The sequence below is a fragment of the Zobellella denitrificans genome, assembly GCF_002407485.1.
Lineage (GTDB): Bacteria > Pseudomonadota > Gammaproteobacteria > Enterobacterales > Aeromonadaceae > Oceanimonas > Oceanimonas denitrificans.
Genome location: NZ_CP012621.1, coordinates 391,599 through 409,371, shown reverse-complemented (window position 1 = coordinate 409,371; position 17,773 = coordinate 391,599). Strand labels below are relative to the sequence as shown.

Annotated in this window: 17 protein-coding genes; 7 read left to right on the top strand and 10 right to left on the bottom strand. The window is 65.7% G+C overall.

Annotation, left to right across the window (positions count from 1 at the left end):
* Positions 1–8 precede the first annotated feature (8 nt).
* Positions 9–1,931 carry an alkaline phosphatase D family protein gene (locus AN401_RS01930; RefSeq protein ID WP_096778395.1) on the bottom strand — a complete coding sequence of 641 codons (1,923 nt, stop codon included), beginning with the start codon at positions 1,929–1,931 and terminating at the stop codon, positions 9–11.
* A 195-nt stretch (positions 1,932–2,126) separates the two neighbouring features.
* Between AN401_RS01930 and AN401_RS01925 the strand changes: the two genes are divergently transcribed.
* Positions 2,127–3,797: a methyl-accepting chemotaxis protein gene (locus tag AN401_RS01925; RefSeq protein ID WP_096778394.1), complete on the top strand. Its 1,671-nt coding sequence runs from the start codon at positions 2,127–2,129 to the stop codon at positions 3,795–3,797.
* Here the strand turns inward: AN401_RS01925 and AN401_RS01920 are convergent.
* Positions 3,782–4,789: a hypothetical protein gene (locus AN401_RS01920; RefSeq protein ID WP_096778393.1), complete on the bottom strand. Its 1,008-nt coding sequence runs from the start codon at positions 4,787–4,789 to the stop codon at positions 3,782–3,784. The genes AN401_RS01925 and AN401_RS01920 overlap by 16 nt on opposite strands.
* Before the next feature lie 150 nt (positions 4,790–4,939).
* Here AN401_RS01920 and AN401_RS01915 point away from each other — a divergent pair, with 150 nt between their 5' ends.
* Positions 4,940–5,989: an AI-2E family transporter gene (locus AN401_RS01915; RefSeq protein WP_094038920.1), complete on the top strand. Its 1,050-nt coding sequence runs from the start codon at positions 4,940–4,942 to the stop codon at positions 5,987–5,989.
* Between the two features lie 6 nt (positions 5,990–5,995).
* Here AN401_RS01915 and AN401_RS01910 read toward each other — a convergent pair whose 3' ends face one another.
* Both AN401_RS01910 and AN401_RS01905 read right to left on the bottom strand, forming a co-directional pair.
* Entirely contained in the window at positions 5,996–6,298 is a 303-nt protein-coding gene (locus AN401_RS01910; protein ID WP_094038921.1) for a metal-sulfur cluster assembly factor, read from the bottom strand.
* Positions 6,299–6,366: 68 nt separating this feature from the next.
* Positions 6,367–7,599, bottom strand: coding sequence for a methyl-accepting chemotaxis protein (locus tag AN401_RS01905; RefSeq protein WP_094038922.1), 1,233 nt, complete (start codon positions 7,597–7,599; stop codon positions 6,367–6,369).
* 141 nt (positions 7,600–7,740) lie between these two features.
* On the opposite strand from AN401_RS01905, the gene AN401_RS01900 reads away from it, so the two are divergent.
* On the top strand, positions 7,741–8,484 hold the full coding sequence (locus AN401_RS01900) for a phosphatase (protein WP_094038923.1): 744 nt from the start codon (positions 7,741–7,743) through the stop codon (positions 8,482–8,484).
* Between the two features lie 56 nt (positions 8,485–8,540).
* Here AN401_RS01900 and AN401_RS01895 read toward each other — a convergent pair whose 3' ends face one another.
* Genes AN401_RS01895 through puuE form a run of 3 tightly spaced genes read right to left on the bottom strand, consistent with a single transcriptional unit; the run spans position 8,541 to position 10,541 of the window.
* Positions 8,541–9,050, bottom strand: a complete 510-nt coding sequence (locus AN401_RS01895; RefSeq protein WP_096778392.1) for an ureidoglycolate lyase — start codon at positions 9,048–9,050, stop codon at positions 8,541–8,543.
* Positions 9,051–9,102: 52 nt separating this feature from the next.
* Positions 9,103–9,618 (bottom strand): 2-oxo-4-hydroxy-4-carboxy-5-ureidoimidazoline decarboxylase, encoded by a 516-nt coding sequence (gene uraD, locus AN401_RS01890; RefSeq protein WP_094038925.1) that lies wholly within the window; start codon positions 9,616–9,618, stop codon positions 9,103–9,105.
* Entirely contained in the window at positions 9,618–10,541 is a 924-nt protein-coding gene (gene puuE / locus AN401_RS01885) for an allantoinase PuuE (protein WP_094038926.1), read from the bottom strand. The genes uraD and puuE overlap by 1 nt, the downstream gene beginning before the upstream one ends.
* 360 nt (positions 10,542–10,901) lie before the next feature.
* Between puuE and uraH the strand changes: the two genes are divergently transcribed.
* Entirely contained in the window at positions 10,902–11,255 is a 354-nt protein-coding gene (uraH, locus tag AN401_RS01880; protein ID WP_094038927.1) for a hydroxyisourate hydrolase, read from the top strand.
* Positions 11,256–11,402: 147 nt separating this feature from the next.
* On the top strand, positions 11,403–12,692 hold the full coding sequence (locus AN401_RS01875) for an NCS2 family permease (protein WP_408645753.1): 1,290 nt from the start codon (positions 11,403–11,405) through the stop codon (positions 12,690–12,692).
* A 72-nt stretch (positions 12,693–12,764) separates the two neighbouring features.
* On the opposite strand, the gene AN401_RS01870 is transcribed toward AN401_RS01875, so the two are convergent.
* Positions 12,765–13,106, bottom strand: coding sequence for a DUF3461 family protein (locus tag AN401_RS01870; protein WP_232513365.1), 342 nt, complete (start codon positions 13,104–13,106; stop codon positions 12,765–12,767).
* Between the two features lie 230 nt (positions 13,107–13,336).
* Between AN401_RS01870 and AN401_RS01865 the strand changes: the two genes are divergently transcribed.
* Positions 13,337–13,585 (top strand): hypothetical protein, encoded by a 249-nt coding sequence (locus tag AN401_RS01865; RefSeq protein ID WP_094038930.1) that lies wholly within the window; start codon positions 13,337–13,339, stop codon positions 13,583–13,585.
* A 174-nt stretch (positions 13,586–13,759) separates the two neighbouring features.
* Here AN401_RS01865 and AN401_RS01860 read toward each other — a convergent pair whose 3' ends face one another.
* Together AN401_RS01860 and AN401_RS01855 are read right to left on the bottom strand one after the other, a co-directional pair.
* Positions 13,760–14,167 (bottom strand): DUF3461 family protein, encoded by a 408-nt coding sequence (locus AN401_RS01860; RefSeq protein WP_096778390.1) that lies wholly within the window; start codon positions 14,165–14,167, stop codon positions 13,760–13,762.
* A gap of 191 nt (positions 14,168–14,358) precedes the next feature.
* On the bottom strand, positions 14,359–15,678 hold the full coding sequence (locus tag AN401_RS01855; RefSeq protein ID WP_096778389.1) for an aldehyde dehydrogenase family protein: 1,320 nt from the start codon (positions 15,676–15,678) through the stop codon (positions 14,359–14,361).
* Positions 15,679–15,910: 232 nt separating this feature from the next.
* Between AN401_RS01855 and AN401_RS01850 the strand changes: the two genes are divergently transcribed.
* Positions 15,911–17,704, top strand: coding sequence for a SulP family inorganic anion transporter (locus AN401_RS01850; protein WP_198401787.1), 1,794 nt, complete (start codon positions 15,911–15,913; stop codon positions 17,702–17,704).
* Positions 17,705–17,773: the final 69 nt, after the last annotated feature.

Sequence of the window (17,773 nt, the reverse complement as noted above, 5' to 3'; positions counted from 1 at the left end):
GGCTCGGCTCAGCGCTGCACGGGCCGCCCGGGCAGGGACTCGTCCGCCGGGGCAGGCGGCGGCTCGCTCAGGAAGTCCACCACCCCCTCGGCGGTGATCTGCTGTACCAGCACCGGCTCGCCCTGCTCGTTGAAGCGTACATGGCCGATGCCGGCCCGGTTCAGCAGCCGTTCGCCACGGGCGGCGCCGACCGGCGGGTGGGGGCTTATTTCCAGCCGCCGCCGGCGGGTGAACCAGTTGAGCGGCGAACGGGGCGAATACAGCCAGCGGTTGAGCCGGTCCAGCACGTCCAGCAACCGGGGCGGGAACTCGTTCTTGATGCCGCTGCTGGTGATCTGCCAGATATGGGGATCGCCGCGCCGGTGGCGCAGCCGGATGTCGTACATAAAGGAGTAGTGCACGTCGCCGGACAGGATCACGTAGTTGGCCGGGGTGCGGACATGGCGGAAGATATTGAGGATGACGTTGGCGGTGCCCCGGTGCGCCATCCAGTTTTCCGCGTCCACCAGCAGCGGCTTGCCGAACCAGGTGAAGACCTTCTGGATCACCTCGATCAGCTTGACCCCGAACACCGGCGTGGGCGAGACGATCACCACGGCGTCCTGGTGCAGCAGTTCCCCCTGCAGCTCGGTCAGCGCCTCCCAGTCCATCAGCCCCGACGGGCTGCCGAAGTTGGACTCGGCCCGCCAGCGGCGGGTGCGGGTGTCCAGCACCAGCAGCCTGGGACTGGTGTCCAGGCGGTAGTGCCAGCGCTCGAAGCGCAGCAGATGATCGATAAGGGCGTCCTGCCGCCCGGCCTCCGGCTGCTCGCACCAGGCTTTGAGCAGGGCCATGGGCTCGCCCGCAAAGGCGTCCGGATCGTTGCCCCAGCCCTGGCAGATAAAGTAGCCCACCAGGGCGTTGCCGATGATGCGCCGGGAAAAGGGATGGCCGTAGGCGCTCTCTTCCCAGGCGGCGGTCAGGTTCCAGTCGTCGGTGACGTCGTGATCGTCGAAGATCATCAGGGTCGGCAGGTGCGCCAGCAGCCGGCGCACCGCCGGCAGGCCCTCGACAAAGGCCACCAGCCGCTCCCGCTCCTCCTGGTAGCGCTGCGCCAGCACCCCTGCCAGTTCGGGCCGGGTATCGGGCAACAGGCGCCAGGGCTCGGGCGACCAGACCAGCAGGTACATGGCCAGCACCTCGGCCAGGGTGATCAGGTGGTTGTCGGCGCTGCTGGTGGTGAAGATGGGCTTGCGCGCGCCCTCGAAGAAGCGCTCACGCAGCGGCAGGTTGGCCCTGCTGTCGGGCAGCAGTTCATGGCGCCGGTAGTAGTTCTGCGGGCTGGCGAACAGTTCGGCGCTGTCGGCCACCAGGGCCCCTTCCAGGGTTTCCGGGTAGAGCCCGAGTTCCTCTATCAGCTGGTGGATGGCGGTGAGCATGGGGCCGGCCACGTCGTCCGCATACACCTGATCCCCGCTCAGCATCAGCACCGCCGGCCGCTCCTGCGGCCGCTCCCGGCATTGGCGCAGCCAGGCGTCGGCCGCCACCAGGCCGTCGGGCGCCGCATGGTGCGGCTTGCGGCAGGAACCGTGCAGGATGCCGTCCAGCCGGCCGCGCACCACCAGGCTGGGCAGTTCGCCCTCGCCGTAGCCGAGATCCGGCGCCCAGTCGGCCAGGCCGTGCCAGTCGTTTTCTCCTTCCCGCCGCCACTGCAGATCATAGGGGATCAGGGTATCCGCCGGCAGCGGCTGTTCCAGGGCCAGGTCCAGCAACTGGATAAAGCAGTGCTCTCCCACCCGCAGTTGTTGTTGCCGCTCGCCGTCCAGGGTCAGGGGGGCACGCCCGTCCAGCAACAGCCGGAACCGCACCGGTTCGCGGCTGGCCAGCCAGAATACCAGCCGCTCGGCGCTGATCCGGCGCAACAGCGGCCCGGCAAGGATGGTCGAAGCCATGTCATGTTCTGTTGATAAGGTCATGGCCGCATCATAGCGGCACCGGCAAGCCGTTGAAAAGCCGGCATGGGCCGGCGGCCACCGGGAGGACCGGCTCGGGTATTTTTATTGGGCATTTATGTATCAACTAAAATGACAACCAAAACACAAGATGATAAAAATATGTAAACAAATAATAATACAGAGAGACCAAGGATGAACCGACTTTCCATCAGGCAAAAAATACTGTTGCTGGCCCTGCTGCCCCTGGCCCTGCTGGCCGCCGTCAGCACCTGGGTCAATGTGGAGCAATCTCTACGTCTTAAAAACCTGAGTGGCGACAGCCTGCACCGCTCCCTGTTCGAGGCACGCAAGGATCAATTGGCCAACTACATGGAGCTGGCCATCAGCGGCATGACCCCCCTGCTGCAGCGGGGCGAGGTCGAGATTGCCAAGGATCAGCTGCGCCGGCTGCGCTTCGATGACGGCAGCGGCTATTTCTTCGTGTACGACCACCAGGGCGTCCAGGTGGTCAGCGCCGACAACCCGGCCCGGGAAGGCAACAACTACCTCGACGCCACCAGCCCCGACGGCCGCCACCTGGTGCGGGAATACGTGGCCCTGGGCCGCCAGGGCGGCGGCTATGTGGAATACAGCTGGCCCAGGCCCGACACCCAGCAGGGCGCGCCCAAGCTGGCCTATATCGCGCCGGTGCCGGGCACCGACTGGCTGCTGGGCACCGGTTTTTACATCGACGATCTGCAGGCCACCGTCGCCGGGCTGGAGCAGGAGCTGTCCCGCTCGGTGCGCCAGGGCCTGATCAACTCCGCCCTGTCCGCCACCCTGCTGCTGGCGCTGATCGCCGCCGTCGGCCTGGTGCTGGCCCGCAGCATTCACGCCCCCATCCGCCAGGCGGTATCCACCATGCAGGACATCGCCCAGGGGGAAGGCGACCTGACCCGCCGGCTCGATGCCGACCATGGCCACGAGCTGGGCACCCTGGCCCGCTCCTTCAACCAGTTTGCCGGCCAGATCAGCGAACTGGTGCACAGCACCCGCCAGTCGGCGGATACCCTGCAGCAGGCCAGCGCCGAGCTGCAACGCTTTATGGACGAGACCGAAACCGGCATCGGCCGCCAGCACCACGAAAGCGACCAGCTCGCCACCGCCATGAACCAGATGTCGGCCACCGCCCAGGAAGTGGCGGCCAGCGCCGCCCGCGCCGCCGACGCGGCCCAGCAGGCGGAAACCCAGGTCACGGACGCGCAGCGGCTGCTGCAGGGGGCCATCACGGTGATCGACGGCCTGGAGCACCAGGTGGCCGGCGGGGTGGACATCATCCAGCGGTTGGGGCAGGAATCGGAGCAGATAGGCTCGGTGCTGGACGTGATCCGCGGCATCGCCGAGCAGACCAACCTGCTGGCGCTCAACGCCGCCATCGAGGCGGCCCGGGCCGGCGAGCAGGGCCGCGGCTTCGCGGTGGTGGCGGACGAGGTCCGCACCCTGGCCGGCCGCACCCAGAGCAGCACCGAGGAGATCCACAACATGATCACCCGGCTGCAGCAGGGCGCCCGGGAGGCGGTGCAGGCCATCGAGAGCATCCGCGACCGCAGCAGCCATACGGTGACCGAGGCCAGGCGCATCGACAGCGCCCTGCTCGACATCGGCACGGCGGTGAACACCATCAACACCATGAACGCCCAGATCGCCAGCGCCGCCGAAGAACAGACCCAGGTGTCGGAGAGCATCAACGGCAACGTGCACCAGATAGTGGCCATCGCCGAACAGACCAACGCCGGTTCAAAGGCGGCCAGCCAGACCAGCCGGGAAGTGGGCGAGCTGGCCGCCCGGTTGCAACAGCTGGTGGGGCGCTACCGTACTTCCTGACGGCGTTGCAGGTAACCGGCCAGCTGCACCCCGACGAAGGTCAGCACGAAGCCCAGTATGGCCAGGCTGGTCAGCTGGGCGCTGAGCCTGGGCCAGTCGTGGCGGGCCAGCAGCCCCAGTTGCAGCAGCGCCAGGGGCAGGTACAGCAGCCAGTGGTAATGGCACTGTATCTTCAGCAGCGCCGGCGCTATCACCGGCGCATGGCCGAACACCATGGCCATCACAAAGCCCAGCATGACCCCGTGCAGCGCCATGTCGCCCCCTCCCCCCAGCCACAGCAGGCCGCTCAGGCCCAGCCAGCCGTAGCCCGCCAGCAGGCAGGCGGCCACATAGCGCGGCAGGCCGCGACTCTTGATGGTCTTGCGGGCGATGTCGAAGCGCAGCAGCCAGAGCGCCAGCCCCACCAGGGCCGCCCCCAGCCAGAGATGGCCGAGTGGCAGCCAGGGCGCGGCCAGCAGGCCCAATGCCAGCCCCATAAAGACCCGCTTGGCCCAGCGCGGCTTGGGCAGCAACCGGGACAGTTCCAGCCGCTCGGCGGCGATGGTGAGTACCAGGAACACCAGCCAGCCCCGCTCGGTGGCCGCGCCGACGGCGCCCTGCCGCCACCAGTCCAGGTTGGCCAGCAGCAGGGCGCCGCAGGCCAGCACCAGCAGCAGGGTGAAATCCTGGGGCTGGCGCCGCCACAGCTGCCAGGACAATATCGTCATCCCCGCCGCCAGCAGGCCGTACAGGGCCGGGGCCAGTTCCGGCCGCCACCACAGGCTGGCACTTGCCAGAAGGCCGCTGGCGGGCACCAGCCAGGCCCAGCCCCGGCCATGGGCCACGCAGCGCTCACAGCTTATCAGGGTGGCGAAGAAACCGTTGACCATAAGGGCGCCGTGGTAGACCAGGCCGGTGTGAGTCAGCGGCAGCCAGTCGGCCCCCAGGCGCCAGGCGCCGCCGGCCACCCCCAGCAGCAACAACGCCATCATCGGCAGCAACAAGATCGGCATGCGTCCTCCTCCTCGGTGAGCGGCCATGATGCCAGCCGGCGACCGGGCCCGCCTTGCGCCGGCGCAATAAATCCGCCGCCGGGAAGCGCTGGCGCCGCCGCCCGGGCTTCTTTACTATGATGGCACTGTCTCATCAGGAACCACCTCGCCATGCGCGAAAAACTGGAACAACGCTCCTTTCTGTTTATGCTGCTGCTGGTCAGCCTGCTGTTCGGGCTGGTGCTCAAGCCCTTCTGGGGCGCCATCTTCTGGGCCTGCGCCATCGGCGTCATCTTCTATCCGCTGCAGCAGCGCATCCTGTCCCGGATCGGCCCCAAACCCAACCGGGCCGCCCTGCTCACCCTGCTGATCTGCATCGTCATCGTGGTGCTGCCGGTGCTGCTGATCGCCACCTCCTTCGTACAGGAAGGGCTGAGCCTCTACCAGCGCATCGACCGGGGCGAGATCAGTCCGGCCCGGGTGCTGGAGCAGATCCGCAACGCCTTTCCGCTGCTGCCCGAGCTGCTGGAGCGAGTCGGCATCGATATGGACAACCTGCGCCAGCGGCTGTCGGAGGCGGCGGTGGCCGGCAGCCGGCTGCTGGCGGAGAAGGCCCTGGTGGCGGGCCAGAACACCTTCGTCTTTATCGTCAACGTGGCGCTGATGCTCTACCTCGCCTTCTTCCTGCTGCGCGACGGCCACCAGCTGACCGAACTGCTGATCAAGGCCCTGCCCCTGGGGGACGAGCGCGAGCGCAAGCTGTTCGCCAAGTTTTCGGAGGTGACCCGGGCCACGGTGAAGGGCAATATCCTGGTGGCCATGGTGCAGGGCGCCCTGGGCGGCTTTATCTTCTGGGCGCTGGATATTTCCGGCCCGCTGCTGTGGGGGGTAGTGATGGCCTTCCTGTCGCTGATCCCGGCGGTGGGCGCCGGCCTGGTCTGGCTGCCGGTGGCCATCTACCTCTACGCCACCGGCGCCTGGGTGGCCGGCACCGTGCTGGTGGCCTTCGGCGCCCTGGTGATCGGCCTGGCGGACAACGTGCTGCGCCCGCTGCTGGTGGGCCGGGATACCAAGCTGCCCGACTATGTGGTGCTGTTCTCCACCCTGGGCGGCATCAGCCTGATGGGCATCAACGGTTTCGTGATAGGCCCCTTGGTGGCGGCCCTGTTCCTGGTGTTCTGGGACATCTTCATGCGGGAGTTCAACGACCACCCGCACTGAGCCGCCTCATTCCCACCCCAGCCGGGCCCGCAGGGCCGGGCTCATCCGCTCCGGCCCCCAGGCCGGCTGCCAGACCAGCTCGACCTCGGCCCGCTGGCCGTCCCGGCACAGGGCCTCGAGTTCCGTTGCCACCTGCTGGCGGATCCAGTCGCCCATGGGGCAGGAAGGCGAGGTCATGGTCATGGTTACCGCCAGCCGTCGTTGGTCGATCTCGATGCCGTATACCAGCCCCAGCTCGATGATGTTCTCGCCCACTTCCGGATCCAGCACCCGGCAAAGGGCCTCCCGTACTTGCTGCTCGGTCACCATGACCCGCCTCCAAAACATGCATTGTGAAAGCCGATTATGGCCGCCCGCCCCGGCGGACGCAAGGGGGCTCAGGCCCGCACCCGGGCCATGTTGGCCGCCAGTTGCTCGGCAATCTCGTGCACATGGCCCCGGTCCCGGCTCAGGGTGTCGAGCCGGCGGCGCGAGCACTCCGCCTGGCCCAGCAGCTGTTCCAGGCTCAGATCCAGCTCGGCCATGGCCTGCTCCTGCTCCGACACGGCGCCGGCGATGTCACGGTTCATCCGGCTGAGTTCGGCCACCTGCGCCAGTATGTTCTCCAGGCTTTGCATGCCGGCCCGCACCCCGCCGGCGGCATCGGCGCTGGCCTCGGCATTGCGCGACATCATCTCTATGCTGCGGCTGACCCGCTCGTCGAGGGTTTCTATCATCTGCTGGATGTCCCGGGTGGCGTGCTGGGTGCGCCCCGCCAGGGTGCGCACCTCGTCCGCCACCACCGCGAAGCCGCGACCCTGCTCGCCGGCCCGGGCCGCCTCGATGGCGGCGTTGAGCGCCAGCAGGTTGGTCTGCTCGGAGATGGCCTTGATGGTTTCCACCACTGTGCCTACCCGCTCCAGGGTATCGCCCAGCACGCGGGAGTCGGATCTGGCCCCCTCGGTGTCGGCCACCAGCCGCTCCATGCCCTGCATGGCGTCGGCCATGTGGCTGCCCGCCGCCTGGGCGGCATCCTGGGTCCGGGCGGTGAGTTCGTCCGCCAGGCGGGAATGGGCGGCCACCTGTTGCACCGCCTGGTTGAGCTCGGCCACCGTCTGCCGGCATTGGGCCACCTGCCGGTGCTGGGTGCCCACCTCCTGCCCGGCCTGGCTCACCGCCTCGCCGATATTGCCCACGGCGCCGTGCAGCACCCCGGCGGAACGCTCCACCAGCTCGAAGGTGGCCGACAGGTGCTGCAGGGTGGCGTCGATGGCCGAGCCTATCTTGCCGAATTCGTCCTCGCCGGAAAAACCGACCCGCTGCTCGAGCCGGCCCGCCGCCACCCGGGCCATGACCCCCTCGATATGACCAAGCAGCGGCAGCAGGTTGTCGCTCACCGCCCGGGCCAGCAGCCAGAGCAGAACGACCAGCCCCGCCACCAGGGCCACTACCCCATTCGGGCCAGGGCCGGACGTCCCGCCCAGCGCCGCCAGCTCGCGCCACAGCTGCCAGTAGCCGTAGAGCAACCCCAGCAGGCCGAGAGTGGCCAGGTAGCAGGTGAGCATCAGTTTCTGGCGGAGGGAAATGTTCATCAGCAGGCGATCGCGCCAGCCTATCTTGAGTGCGTCCATGCAGTCACCTTCATGTTAAATATTTTCATATAGAAATAACATGGAGTGCAGCCTGGAACAAGGCTCAACCGGTGACCGAATCGTCGCGGCAGGCGGCCGATGTTTGTTATGCTGGCCACAGTCCGCTCAGGGAGAAGCCCCATGACCTATCTCGTCGATACCCACAATCATACGGTGGCCAGCACCCACGCCTACAGCACGGTGCACGACTACCTGCCCATCGCCCGCGCCCGCGGCATCAAGCTGTTTGCCCTCACCGATCACGGCCCGGACATGGCCGACGCTCCCCACTACTGGCATTTCGTCAACATGCGGGTGCTGCCCCGGGTGGTGGACGGGGTGGGCATACTGCGCGGCATCGAGGCCAACATCAGGAACGAGGCGGGGGAAATCGACTTTCCCGAGCGCTACTTCGACTGCCTGGACCTGGTGGTGGCCGGCTTCCACGAGCCGGTGTTCCCGCCGGCGGACCGGGCCCGCCATACCACCGCCATGATCAACGCCATCAAGAGCGGCAAGGTGGACATCATCAGCCATCCGGGCAACCCGGCCTATCCCATCGATATAGCGGCGGTGGCCGCGGCCGCGGCCGAACACCGGGTGGCGCTGGAGATCAACAACTCCTCCTTCAACCACTCGCGCCAGGGCAGCGAGGCCAACTGCCGGGCCATAGTGGCGGCGGCGCGGGACAGCGGCGCCTGGCTCGCCTTCGGCTCCGACTCCCACGTGGCCTTTACCCTGGGCCAGTTCGAGCACTGCCACCGGCTGGTGACCGAGCTGGACTTTCCCCGGGAGCGGATACTGGCGACGGATCCGGACAAGTTGCTGAGCTTTCTGGAGCGGCGGGGACATCCGCGCATCGCGGAATTTGATGAGCTGCGTTGAAGACGCCAGAGGCGGCCCGGAGCCGCCTCTTCTTTACATAACAGGCAAAGGGAAACTCAGCCCAGTTCCAGGCTCAGCTGGACGGACTCGTCGAAGAAGAATTCGTCGCAGTTGTTGCCGGGGCCGCTGCGATCCACCACCAGGAACTCGTCGTCGTCGCGCAGCGCCAGTATCGGGTGGTGCCACACGCCCCTGTGGTAGTTCACGCCCTGGCGGCCGCTGGCACGGAAGGCGCGCACGGTGGACGGGTCTATGTTCATGCTGCCGTCGCCCACCGGGGCGACCACCAGCAGAAAGTCGTGGCCGAACAGGGGAATGAAAGACTGGGAGCCGAAGGGGTGGCGCTCCAGCATCTTGATCGCCAGCGGATACTCCAGGGTCTTGGCCCGGAAGATGCTGATGATGCCCTGGCCCTGCTCGTCCAGCTGCACCTCGCCCAGCTTGTGGTAACGGCGGGTGGAGCCGTTGTTGATCATGAAGTAATCGCGGCCTTCGGACTCGATCACGTCGCCGAAGGGCGCGAAGGCTTCCCTGGTCAGCGGCTCTATCTTGAGGGTCTTGATCATCTCTGCCTCCGAAAACGGATAAAAAAACGGGGGCCTGGGCCCCCTCGCCTCGTTACATCTCGTTCAAGCGGAACAGGGCTATCTTGTTGATTTCCTTGACGGCACGATCGAACTCGGTGTCGTAGTCGTTATGGATGCGCTCTTCGAAGGCGGCCAGGATCTGATGCCGGTTGGAGCCCTTCACCGCCATGATAAAGGGAAAGGCGAACTTTTCCTTATAGGCGTTGTTCAGCTCGGTGAAGCGGGCGAATTCCTCCGCGGTGCACTGGTTGATGCCGGCGCCGGCCTGCTCGTTGGTGGAGGCCTCGGTCAGTTCGCCCCGCTGGGCGGCCTTGCCGGCCAGATCCGGGTGAGCGTTGATCAGCGCCAGCTGGGCGTCCTTGTCGGCGGCCAGCAGCACACCGGCCATGCGCGCATGCAGGCGCTCGATCTCGTCGTCCTCGGCGCTCAGGCCCTGGTCGAAGGCGGTTTCCGCCACCCAGGCGGAATGCTCGTAGATGTCGGCGAAGGCGGCGACGAACTCGTCGCGGCTCATGGCGCTGGGGGTACAGGTCTTGAACCGGCTCATTATTTGTTTCCTTTGTAGGGGTGGTGCTCGTGCCAGTGCTTGGCGATGTCGATACGGCGGGTGAACCACACCCGATCGTGGCTACGGGCATACTTGATGAAACGCTCCAGCGCGGCCATGCGGGCGGGGCGGCCCAGCAGGCGGCAGTGCATGCCGATGGACAGCATCTTGGGCGCCTCGGCCCCTTCTTCGTACAGCACGTCGAAGGCGTCCTTCAGGTACTGGTAGAACTGCTCGCCGCTGTTGAAGCCTTGCTGGGTGGCGAAGCGCATGTCGTTGGTGTCCAGGGTATAGGGGATCACCAGATGGCCCTTGCCGTTGTTGTCCACCCAGTAGGGCAGATCGTCGGCATAGGAGTCGGAGTCATACAGGAAGCCGCCTTCTTCCATCACCAGCTTGCGAGTGTTGGGGCTGTCGCGACCGGTATACCAGCCCAGCGGGCGCTGGCCACAGATGCGCTCGATGATCTCGATGGCCTTGTACAGCTGCTCGCGCTCTTCGTTCTCGTCCATCCACTGGTAGGTGATCCACTTGTAGGCGTGGGAGCAAATCTCGTGCCCCTCTTCCACGAATACCCTGGCCAGCTCCGGATAGCGTTCCAGGGCGGTGGCCACGGCGAAGACGGTGAGCGGAATGTCGTACTTCTTGAACAGGCGCAGCAGGCGCCAGACACCGGCCCGGCTGCCATACTCATAGACCGACTCCATGCTCATGTGACGCACGCCCTCCCAGGGCATGGCACCGGGCAGCTCGGACAGGAAGGCCTCGGACTCGCCGTCCCCGTGCAGTACGTTGCGCTCACCACCCTCTTCGTAGTTCAGCACGAAGGAAATGGCGACACGCGCATCACCGGGCCATTGTGGGTGAGGAGGATTGGCTCCATACCCGATGAGGTCACGGGGATAGTCTTTGTTCTGGCTCATCGGAAAACTCCTTGAAAACGCAGGTTTGAAAACCGGTCGGGACAAGCGTGAAGAGGGCTTGCCGGTCATTGTGACGACCTTATTGTATACAATAAAATCAATATATGTAAATAACAGGTTTAGTTTTTGTATCGGATCTTGCCAGGAATTCTTGCTTTACAGCACCAAAGTAAAGACAATCCTACTCGATCGGGATAGATCGGCGCCTGATAACACAGGCACTCGGCCTCATTGTACACATTTGTGTTAATTAAATGTAGACGAGAGAAAATATCTTGATGTAAAGTTAATTCTATCGACGCACTGTGTCGATAGTACCTTGGACCAACAGAGACGCGTATGACGCGCAAGGTAACTAAAATGGGAAAACTGACCACACACGTATTGGATACCGCCAAGGGCCTGCCTGGCTCCGAAATCAAAGTTGAACTGTACCGGGTTGAAGGCGAGAAGACCACGCTGATCAACACCGTCTACACCAACCACGACGGCCGTACCGATGCGCCCATCCTGGCAGGTGACGACTATGTAGCCGGCAAATACCAGCTGGTATTCCACACCTCCAGTTACTTTAAGAAACAAGGTATTGAGCTGCTCGAGCCGGCCTTCCTGGACGACGTTGTCATCCGTTTCGGGATCGCCGCCGGCGAAGAGCATTACCACGTACCCCTGCTGATCGCACCCTACAGCTACTCTACCTACAGAGGCAGCTAACGGGTCGCAGACGGCTCCTGCCAATGCCGTGGACGAAGGAAAATCGTGCGGCATTGGCAGTCTGCAACTCAACCTACTCGAGGACTTCTGGTCATGGAACACATCAAGAATGAGCCAACCCCTCAAACTCTCCCGGCTTCCGGGGGATTGCTGGACAGGTGGTTCAAGTTAAGTGCCCACGGCACCACGGTCAAAACCGAGCTGATCGCCGGCCTGACCACCTTCATCACCATGGCATACATTATTTTTGTCAACCCCAACATCATGTCCGCCTCGGGTATGGATGCGGGCGCCGTGTTCGTGGCCACCTGCATCGGGGCCGCCGTTGCCACCCTCTTTATGGGGCTGTACGCCAACTGGCCGGTCGGCCTGGCACCGGGCATGGGCCTGAACGCCTTCTTCGCCTTCACCGTGGTCGGTGAAATGGGCTACAGCTGGGAAGTGGCGCTGGGCGCCGTGTTCTGGTCCGGCGTGATCTTCACCGCCATGAGCTTCTGGAAAATCCGTGAGTGGGTGCTCGACTCCATTCCCGAATCCCTGCGCTACGCCATGACCGCGGGCGTGGGCCTGTTCCTCGGCCTGATCGGCCTGAAAACCGCCGGCATAGTGGTGGAAAGTCCAGCCACCCTGGTGACCCTGGGCGACTTCACCAAGCCCAGCGCCCTGCTGGCCGCCGTCTGCTTCCTGATCATCTCCATCCTGGTCCATCGCAAGGTGTTCGGCGCCGTGCTGATCGGGGTGCTGAGCGTAACCCTGATCGGCCTGTTCATGGGCATCGTCGAATACAACGGCATCTTCGCCATGCCGCCCAGCATCGAGCCCACCTTTATGAAGCTGGACATCATGGGCGCGCTGGACATCGGCATGATCACCGTGATCCTGGCCTTCCTGTTCGTCAACATGTTCGACACCGCCGGCACCCTGATGGGCGTGGCCGAGCGTGCCAACCTGCGCCGCCCCGACGGCAGCATCGAAGGGCTGAAGAAATCCCTGAAGGCCGACAGCGCCTCTTCCGTGATCGGCACCTTCGTCGGCTGTCCGCCGGTAACCAGCTACGTGGAAAGCGCCGCCGGCGTGGCCGCCGGGGGCCGTACCGGCCTGACCGCCGTGACCATCGCCGCGCTGTTCCTGCTGTCCATGTTCCTGGCGCCCCTGGCCGGCATGATACCGCCCTACGCCACCGCCGGTGCCCTGATCTTCGTGGCCTTCGCCATGATGAGCAGCCTGGCCAAGATCGAGTGGGACGACTTCACCGAAATGGCCCCGGCCGCGGTAACTGCGCTGATGATGCCGCTGACCTTCTCCATCGCCAACGGCATCGCCATGGGCTTCGTCACCTACACGGTGCTGAAGATGGCCACCGGCCACCCGCGCGACGTCTCCATCAGCGTCTATATCCTGAGCGCCATCTTTATCGCCAAGTTCGTGTTTATGTAAGGCTCTGCCACCCGCACAACAAAAAACCACCGGCTCGCACCGGTGGTTTTTTTATGATCGTTGAAACCCGGATCAGGCCGGCAGCGTCGCCAGCCGGTGCTTGATCTCCTCCATCTTGGCCTCCATCACCCGCTCGAACTGCTCCAGGTTGTGCAGTATGGCCGCCCGGGGATCGGCGTTTCTCTGCCCCAGGATCTGTTCGAGTTCATCCATGGCCCTGTGCAGGGTGGCCTGTACCTCGGGATTGTTGCCGTGGGGAAAGCGGAACTTGAGGCTGGCGGGCAGGCAGGAGCCGGCGGGGCGCTGGAAACACACCTTGAGTTCATCGTGATCGTCCCGCTCCGTCACCTGGAAACGGCTGATCTGGTCGAGATCCTCGATGCCCATGGCGGTCAGGGTGGTAAAGGCTGGCATGACGGTTACCTCTTTCGGGCCGGGTGGCGGGGCCGCCCCGGCGGCAAAATGTGATTTACATATCGTTAACATGAAGGTTAATCCCGCCGCCATCGATGCATTAGAGCCAGTCGGGCACCCTGACTGAGTCCAGCTGGCCCCATCCCCGCCCCGCTGCTGGCGCTAGCCAGCGGCGGCCGGGGCTCCTAGATTGGGAACCATCACGACGCCATTTACAGAGGGATGCGGCTATGCCGAAGCAACAGGAAGTGACCATCAGGCTGGATGAGGCCACCAGCGCGCTCTTTGCCGAATACCAGGCCTATACCCGGGTCAGCCCCGAGCACTATCTGCAGCAGTTGCTGGAAAAGACCCTGCCCACCCTGGAAGCCATGGTCGGCGCCCTGCGCGAGGCGGGGGAGGATGAACAGGCGGTGATGGAGCTGTTCGGCAAGAAGATGGCGGAGTCGCTGCTCCGGCAGCAGGCGGCCAGATCCTGATCTGGCCAAAAACCACGCCGATGGAGCGCAGGCGGCCCGCCTGCTTTCCCGCGTAGCGGGAACCACAGGCCTGGAAAGCCACGCCTCAACCCTGGGCACGACACCGATGCGGGTGAGCCGCCCGCGCCCCATTCGGTCACCTGCAGACAGGGGCGGTGATCACCGCCCCTGTCGCTATTTCAGCGCCGCTATCTGCCGGCGCAGCTCTTCCAGCTTGGCCTTCATCACCCGTTCCATATGCTCCAGATCCTCAAGCAGTTGCTGCCTGCTGTCCCGGGTGGTGTCGTCCTCGGCCGGCGCGTCGGGTTTGAGCAGCTGGTGCAGTTCCACCAGCGCCTGGCGCAGCACCGGGCTGGTGTCTTCCAGCTGGTGCCACTGGGCGGTTTTCTGGAACTCGACCGGTACCCCGGACTGGGGACGGGCGAAGGTGAATTTCTTGCTGCGCGACAGCAGGGAACCCGCCGGCCGGTGGTAGTAGACCTTGAGCACGTCGGCCCGGGCCTCGCGGCGCAGGCGGTACTTGCTGATGTTGTCGAAGGAGGTAATGCCCATCTGTTCCAGGGTGGGGTACTGTGCTGTCATCTGTGTTCGCCCAAAACTCTCATGCTGCGGTAACCGGGGCCGGCCCAGGGGACCGGCGATTGCACTTGGGCGTCGGCTCCCTGACCGTCGAGCTACCACTCCGGGCAAACCAGGCAATGCGTGGACGCAGTATAGCCAGCCGCCGCCACCACCGGACAGGGCCAGATCCGGCCGCCGGCTGGAACCAGGGGCTACACCGAGATCCTGAGCGACCTCATCCGGCAGAACGCCTTGATGTTGAAATGCTCCTCCGCCGCCATTCCCGGAGGATAGGTTCGCCCCGGATCCGGGTTCACCAGGCAGCGATCGAAGGGCAGCCGGCGCGCCAGTTGTTCGCCCCGGGCCAGCTCCCGGGTCCAGATCCGGGCCGTGCCGTCCGGGCCCAGCCCCCGGCACAGGGAAACGATGTCTTCCTCGTTCCGTACCCGCACCACGGCGGCCAGGGGACCGGGCAAGGGGCGGCGGAACACCGCCATGTCCGGGCTCACCCCGTCCAGCAACGAGGCCGGATAGTACCAGCCGTCGCCCTCCGGCAGGGTGCCGCCCGCCACCAGGCGGGCGCCCTCGTCCACCGCCGCCGCCAGTTGCCGGTGCAACGCTTCCCGCTGCCGTCCGCAGGCCAGGGGCGCCAGCCGGCTGCCCAGCTCTTCCGGATGGCCCGGCCGCCACTCGGCCAGGCGCGCCGCCAGCAGTGCCACGAAGTCGTCGGCGATGGCCGGCGTCACCACCAGGCCCCGCGCTTCAATGCCTTGCTGACCGGCGTTGCCCAGCCGCGCCAGCAGCACCGCGTCCACCGCCGCCTCCAGATCCGCGTCGTCCAGTACCAGGTGCAGCTCGGCCTCGTCCAGTTCCAGTTCCACCTTCTTCAGTTGTTGCCCGGCCAGGGCCGCCAGCCTGGCGCCGTCTTCCCGGTTGCCGCCGAAGGCCAGGCCGCTCACCCGGGGATCCCGGATCAGTTCGGCTACCCGGGCCTGGTCGATGGCCAGGCTGGTGACCAACCCTGCCGGCACTTGCGCCGCCTCCATCAGGGCCGCGATCTCCCGGGCGCAGCCGGGCAGGTTGTCGGCCAGCTTCAGCAGCACGGCGTTGCCGGCCATCAGGGTCGGCGCCAGCACGCGGAACAGTTGCCACAGGGGAAAGTGCCAGGAGCCGAGCAGCAGCACCACGCCCAGGGGCTCGAAGGTGACCGGGCTGCGCGCCAGCGGCAGCATGGCCTGGCCGTGGGCGGCGAAGTAGGCGCATTCCCGGGCACAGCGGTCCACCTCGGCCAGGGACTCGCTCAGCAGCTTGCCCATCTCCCGGGTGATGCACAGGGCCAGCCGCTCCCGGTTGGCCGAAAGCTGGGCGGCCACCTGGTTGAGCAGGGCGGCGCGCTCGGCGAAAGGGCGATGCCGCCACCCTTCGGCCGCCTCGGCGCTTTGTTGCAGGCGGCGCTCCAGCTGGTCAGCATCCAGTGCCTCGAACCGGCCGTTCTGCCGGCCGGTGGCCGGGTTGAAGGAAATAAATGTCATGGTGCCGTCCTCTTGTCCTTGCCGCCGCCCGGCGGGCGGTTCCGTCCTGGTTCGACGTTACCGGGCACCAGGGGGAGCAACAAAGGCCAGTTATCACCCCGGGATAGAGCCAGCCATGCCGGCAGGCGGGAGCAGGCCCCTCACGGAACTGCCATCCGGTCGCAGACATGTTTTAATAAGCAGTATCCGGTGGGACTGGTTCCCACCCTGGCCGCAGCAAGGGGGATTGGGCATGAACAACAGGGGCAAGGACAAAACGGCCTGGATGCGGCTCCTGCCTTTTCTGCAATGGGCACCCATGGTAAATGGCCGCACCCTGCACGCCGATGCCCTGGCCGGCCTGACCAATGCGATCATAGTGCTGCCCCAGGGCGTGGCCTATGCGCTGATCGCCGGCCTGCCCCCCGAGTTCGGCCTTTATGCCGCCATCATACCGGCCATCATCGCCGCCCTGTTCGGCTCCTCCTGGCACCTGATCTCCGGGCCGACCGCCGCCCTGTCCATCGTCGTCTTCACCACCATCAGCCCCCTGGCCTCCCCCGGTTCGGCCGAGTTCCTCCGTCTGGCGCTGACCCTGACCCTGCTGGCGGGGCTGTTCCAGTTGGCCCTGGCCACCGCCCGGCTGGGGGTGCTGGTCAACTTCGTCTCCCATTCGGTGGTGCTCGGCTTCACCGCCGGCGCCGCCCTGGTGATCGGCTCCAGCCAACTGCAGAATGTTTTCGGGCTGGCGGTGCCGACCGACGGCTCGGTGGCCGACCAGTGGTGGCAATGGCTGCAGCACCTGCCCGAGACCCACCTGCCCAGCCTGGCGGTGGCCCTGGTCAGCCTGCTCGGCTGCGTACTGATCAAACGCTTCCGTCCCCGCTGGCCCAACATGCTGCTGGCGCTGGTGCTGGCCAGCCTGCTGGCCCGGGTACTGGACCCCGGCGGCGAGCGGATCGCCCTGGTGGGCGCCATTCCCGCCGCCCTGCCCCCCTTCAGCCTGCCCGATCTCAGTTTCGGCGCCCTCAGTGCCCTGGGGCCGGGGGCGCTGGCCATCGGCCTGCTCGGCCTGGTGGAGGCGGTGTCCATCGCCCGGGCCGTGGCCAGCCGCTCCCACCAGCGGCTGGACGGCAACCAGGAGTTTGTCGGCCAGGGGCTGTCGAATGTGGTCGGCGCCTTTTTCTCCTGCTATGTGTCGTCCGGCTCCTTTACCCGCACCGGGGTCAACTACACCTCCGGCGCCCGCACCCCGCTGGCGGCCATTTTCGCCGGGTTCTGGCTGCTGCTGATCCTGCTGCTGTTTTCCGAGCTCACCGCCTGGCTGCCCATGCCTGCCATGGCCGGCCTGCTGCTGGTGGTGGCCTGGAACCTGATCGACTTCCACCATATCCGGCTGATCGTGCAGGCCGGCAAGTCGGAGGCGGCGGTGCTGCTGACCACCTTCTTCGCCACTCTCTTCGTCGCCATGGAGTTCGCCATCTACGCCGGGGTGCTGCTGTCCCTGGTGTTCTACCTCAAGCGCACCTCCACCCCGCGCATCGTTTCCATACTGCCGGATCCGGACGCCAAACATCCCGTCTTCGTCAGCGCCGAGCAACGCCGCCTGCCCTACTGCCCCCAGTTGCGCATCATCCGCATCGAAGGCTCCCTGTTCTTCGGGGCGGTCAACCATGTGCAGGAGTACCTGCAGAGCATCCGCGAACCCCGGCTGCTGATCGTGGGCAGCGGCATCAACTTCGTGGACATCGTCGGCGCCGAGATGCTGGTGCAGGAGGCCCAGCGTCGCCGGGCCGAGGGCGGCGATCTGTACTTTTCCAACCTCAAGGAGGGGGTCAGCCGCTTTCTGGCCCGCAACAACCTGCTCGAGGAGATAGGCGAGGATCATGTCTTTCCCAACAAGGGCCGGGCCATCCACCGCATCTACGACCAGCTGGATCCGGCGGTATGCAAGACCTGCACCGCCCGCATCTTCCGGGAGTGCCATATCGCCCCGCCCGGCGAGTTGCCCTCCCCCGAGGAGGTGATTGCCCGGCAGCCGGCCTAGCCCCTGGCCGCATCCCCTCCCGCCAACTGGCCCTGTGCGGGCGGGGACCGCCGGTTACACTGGTTACAT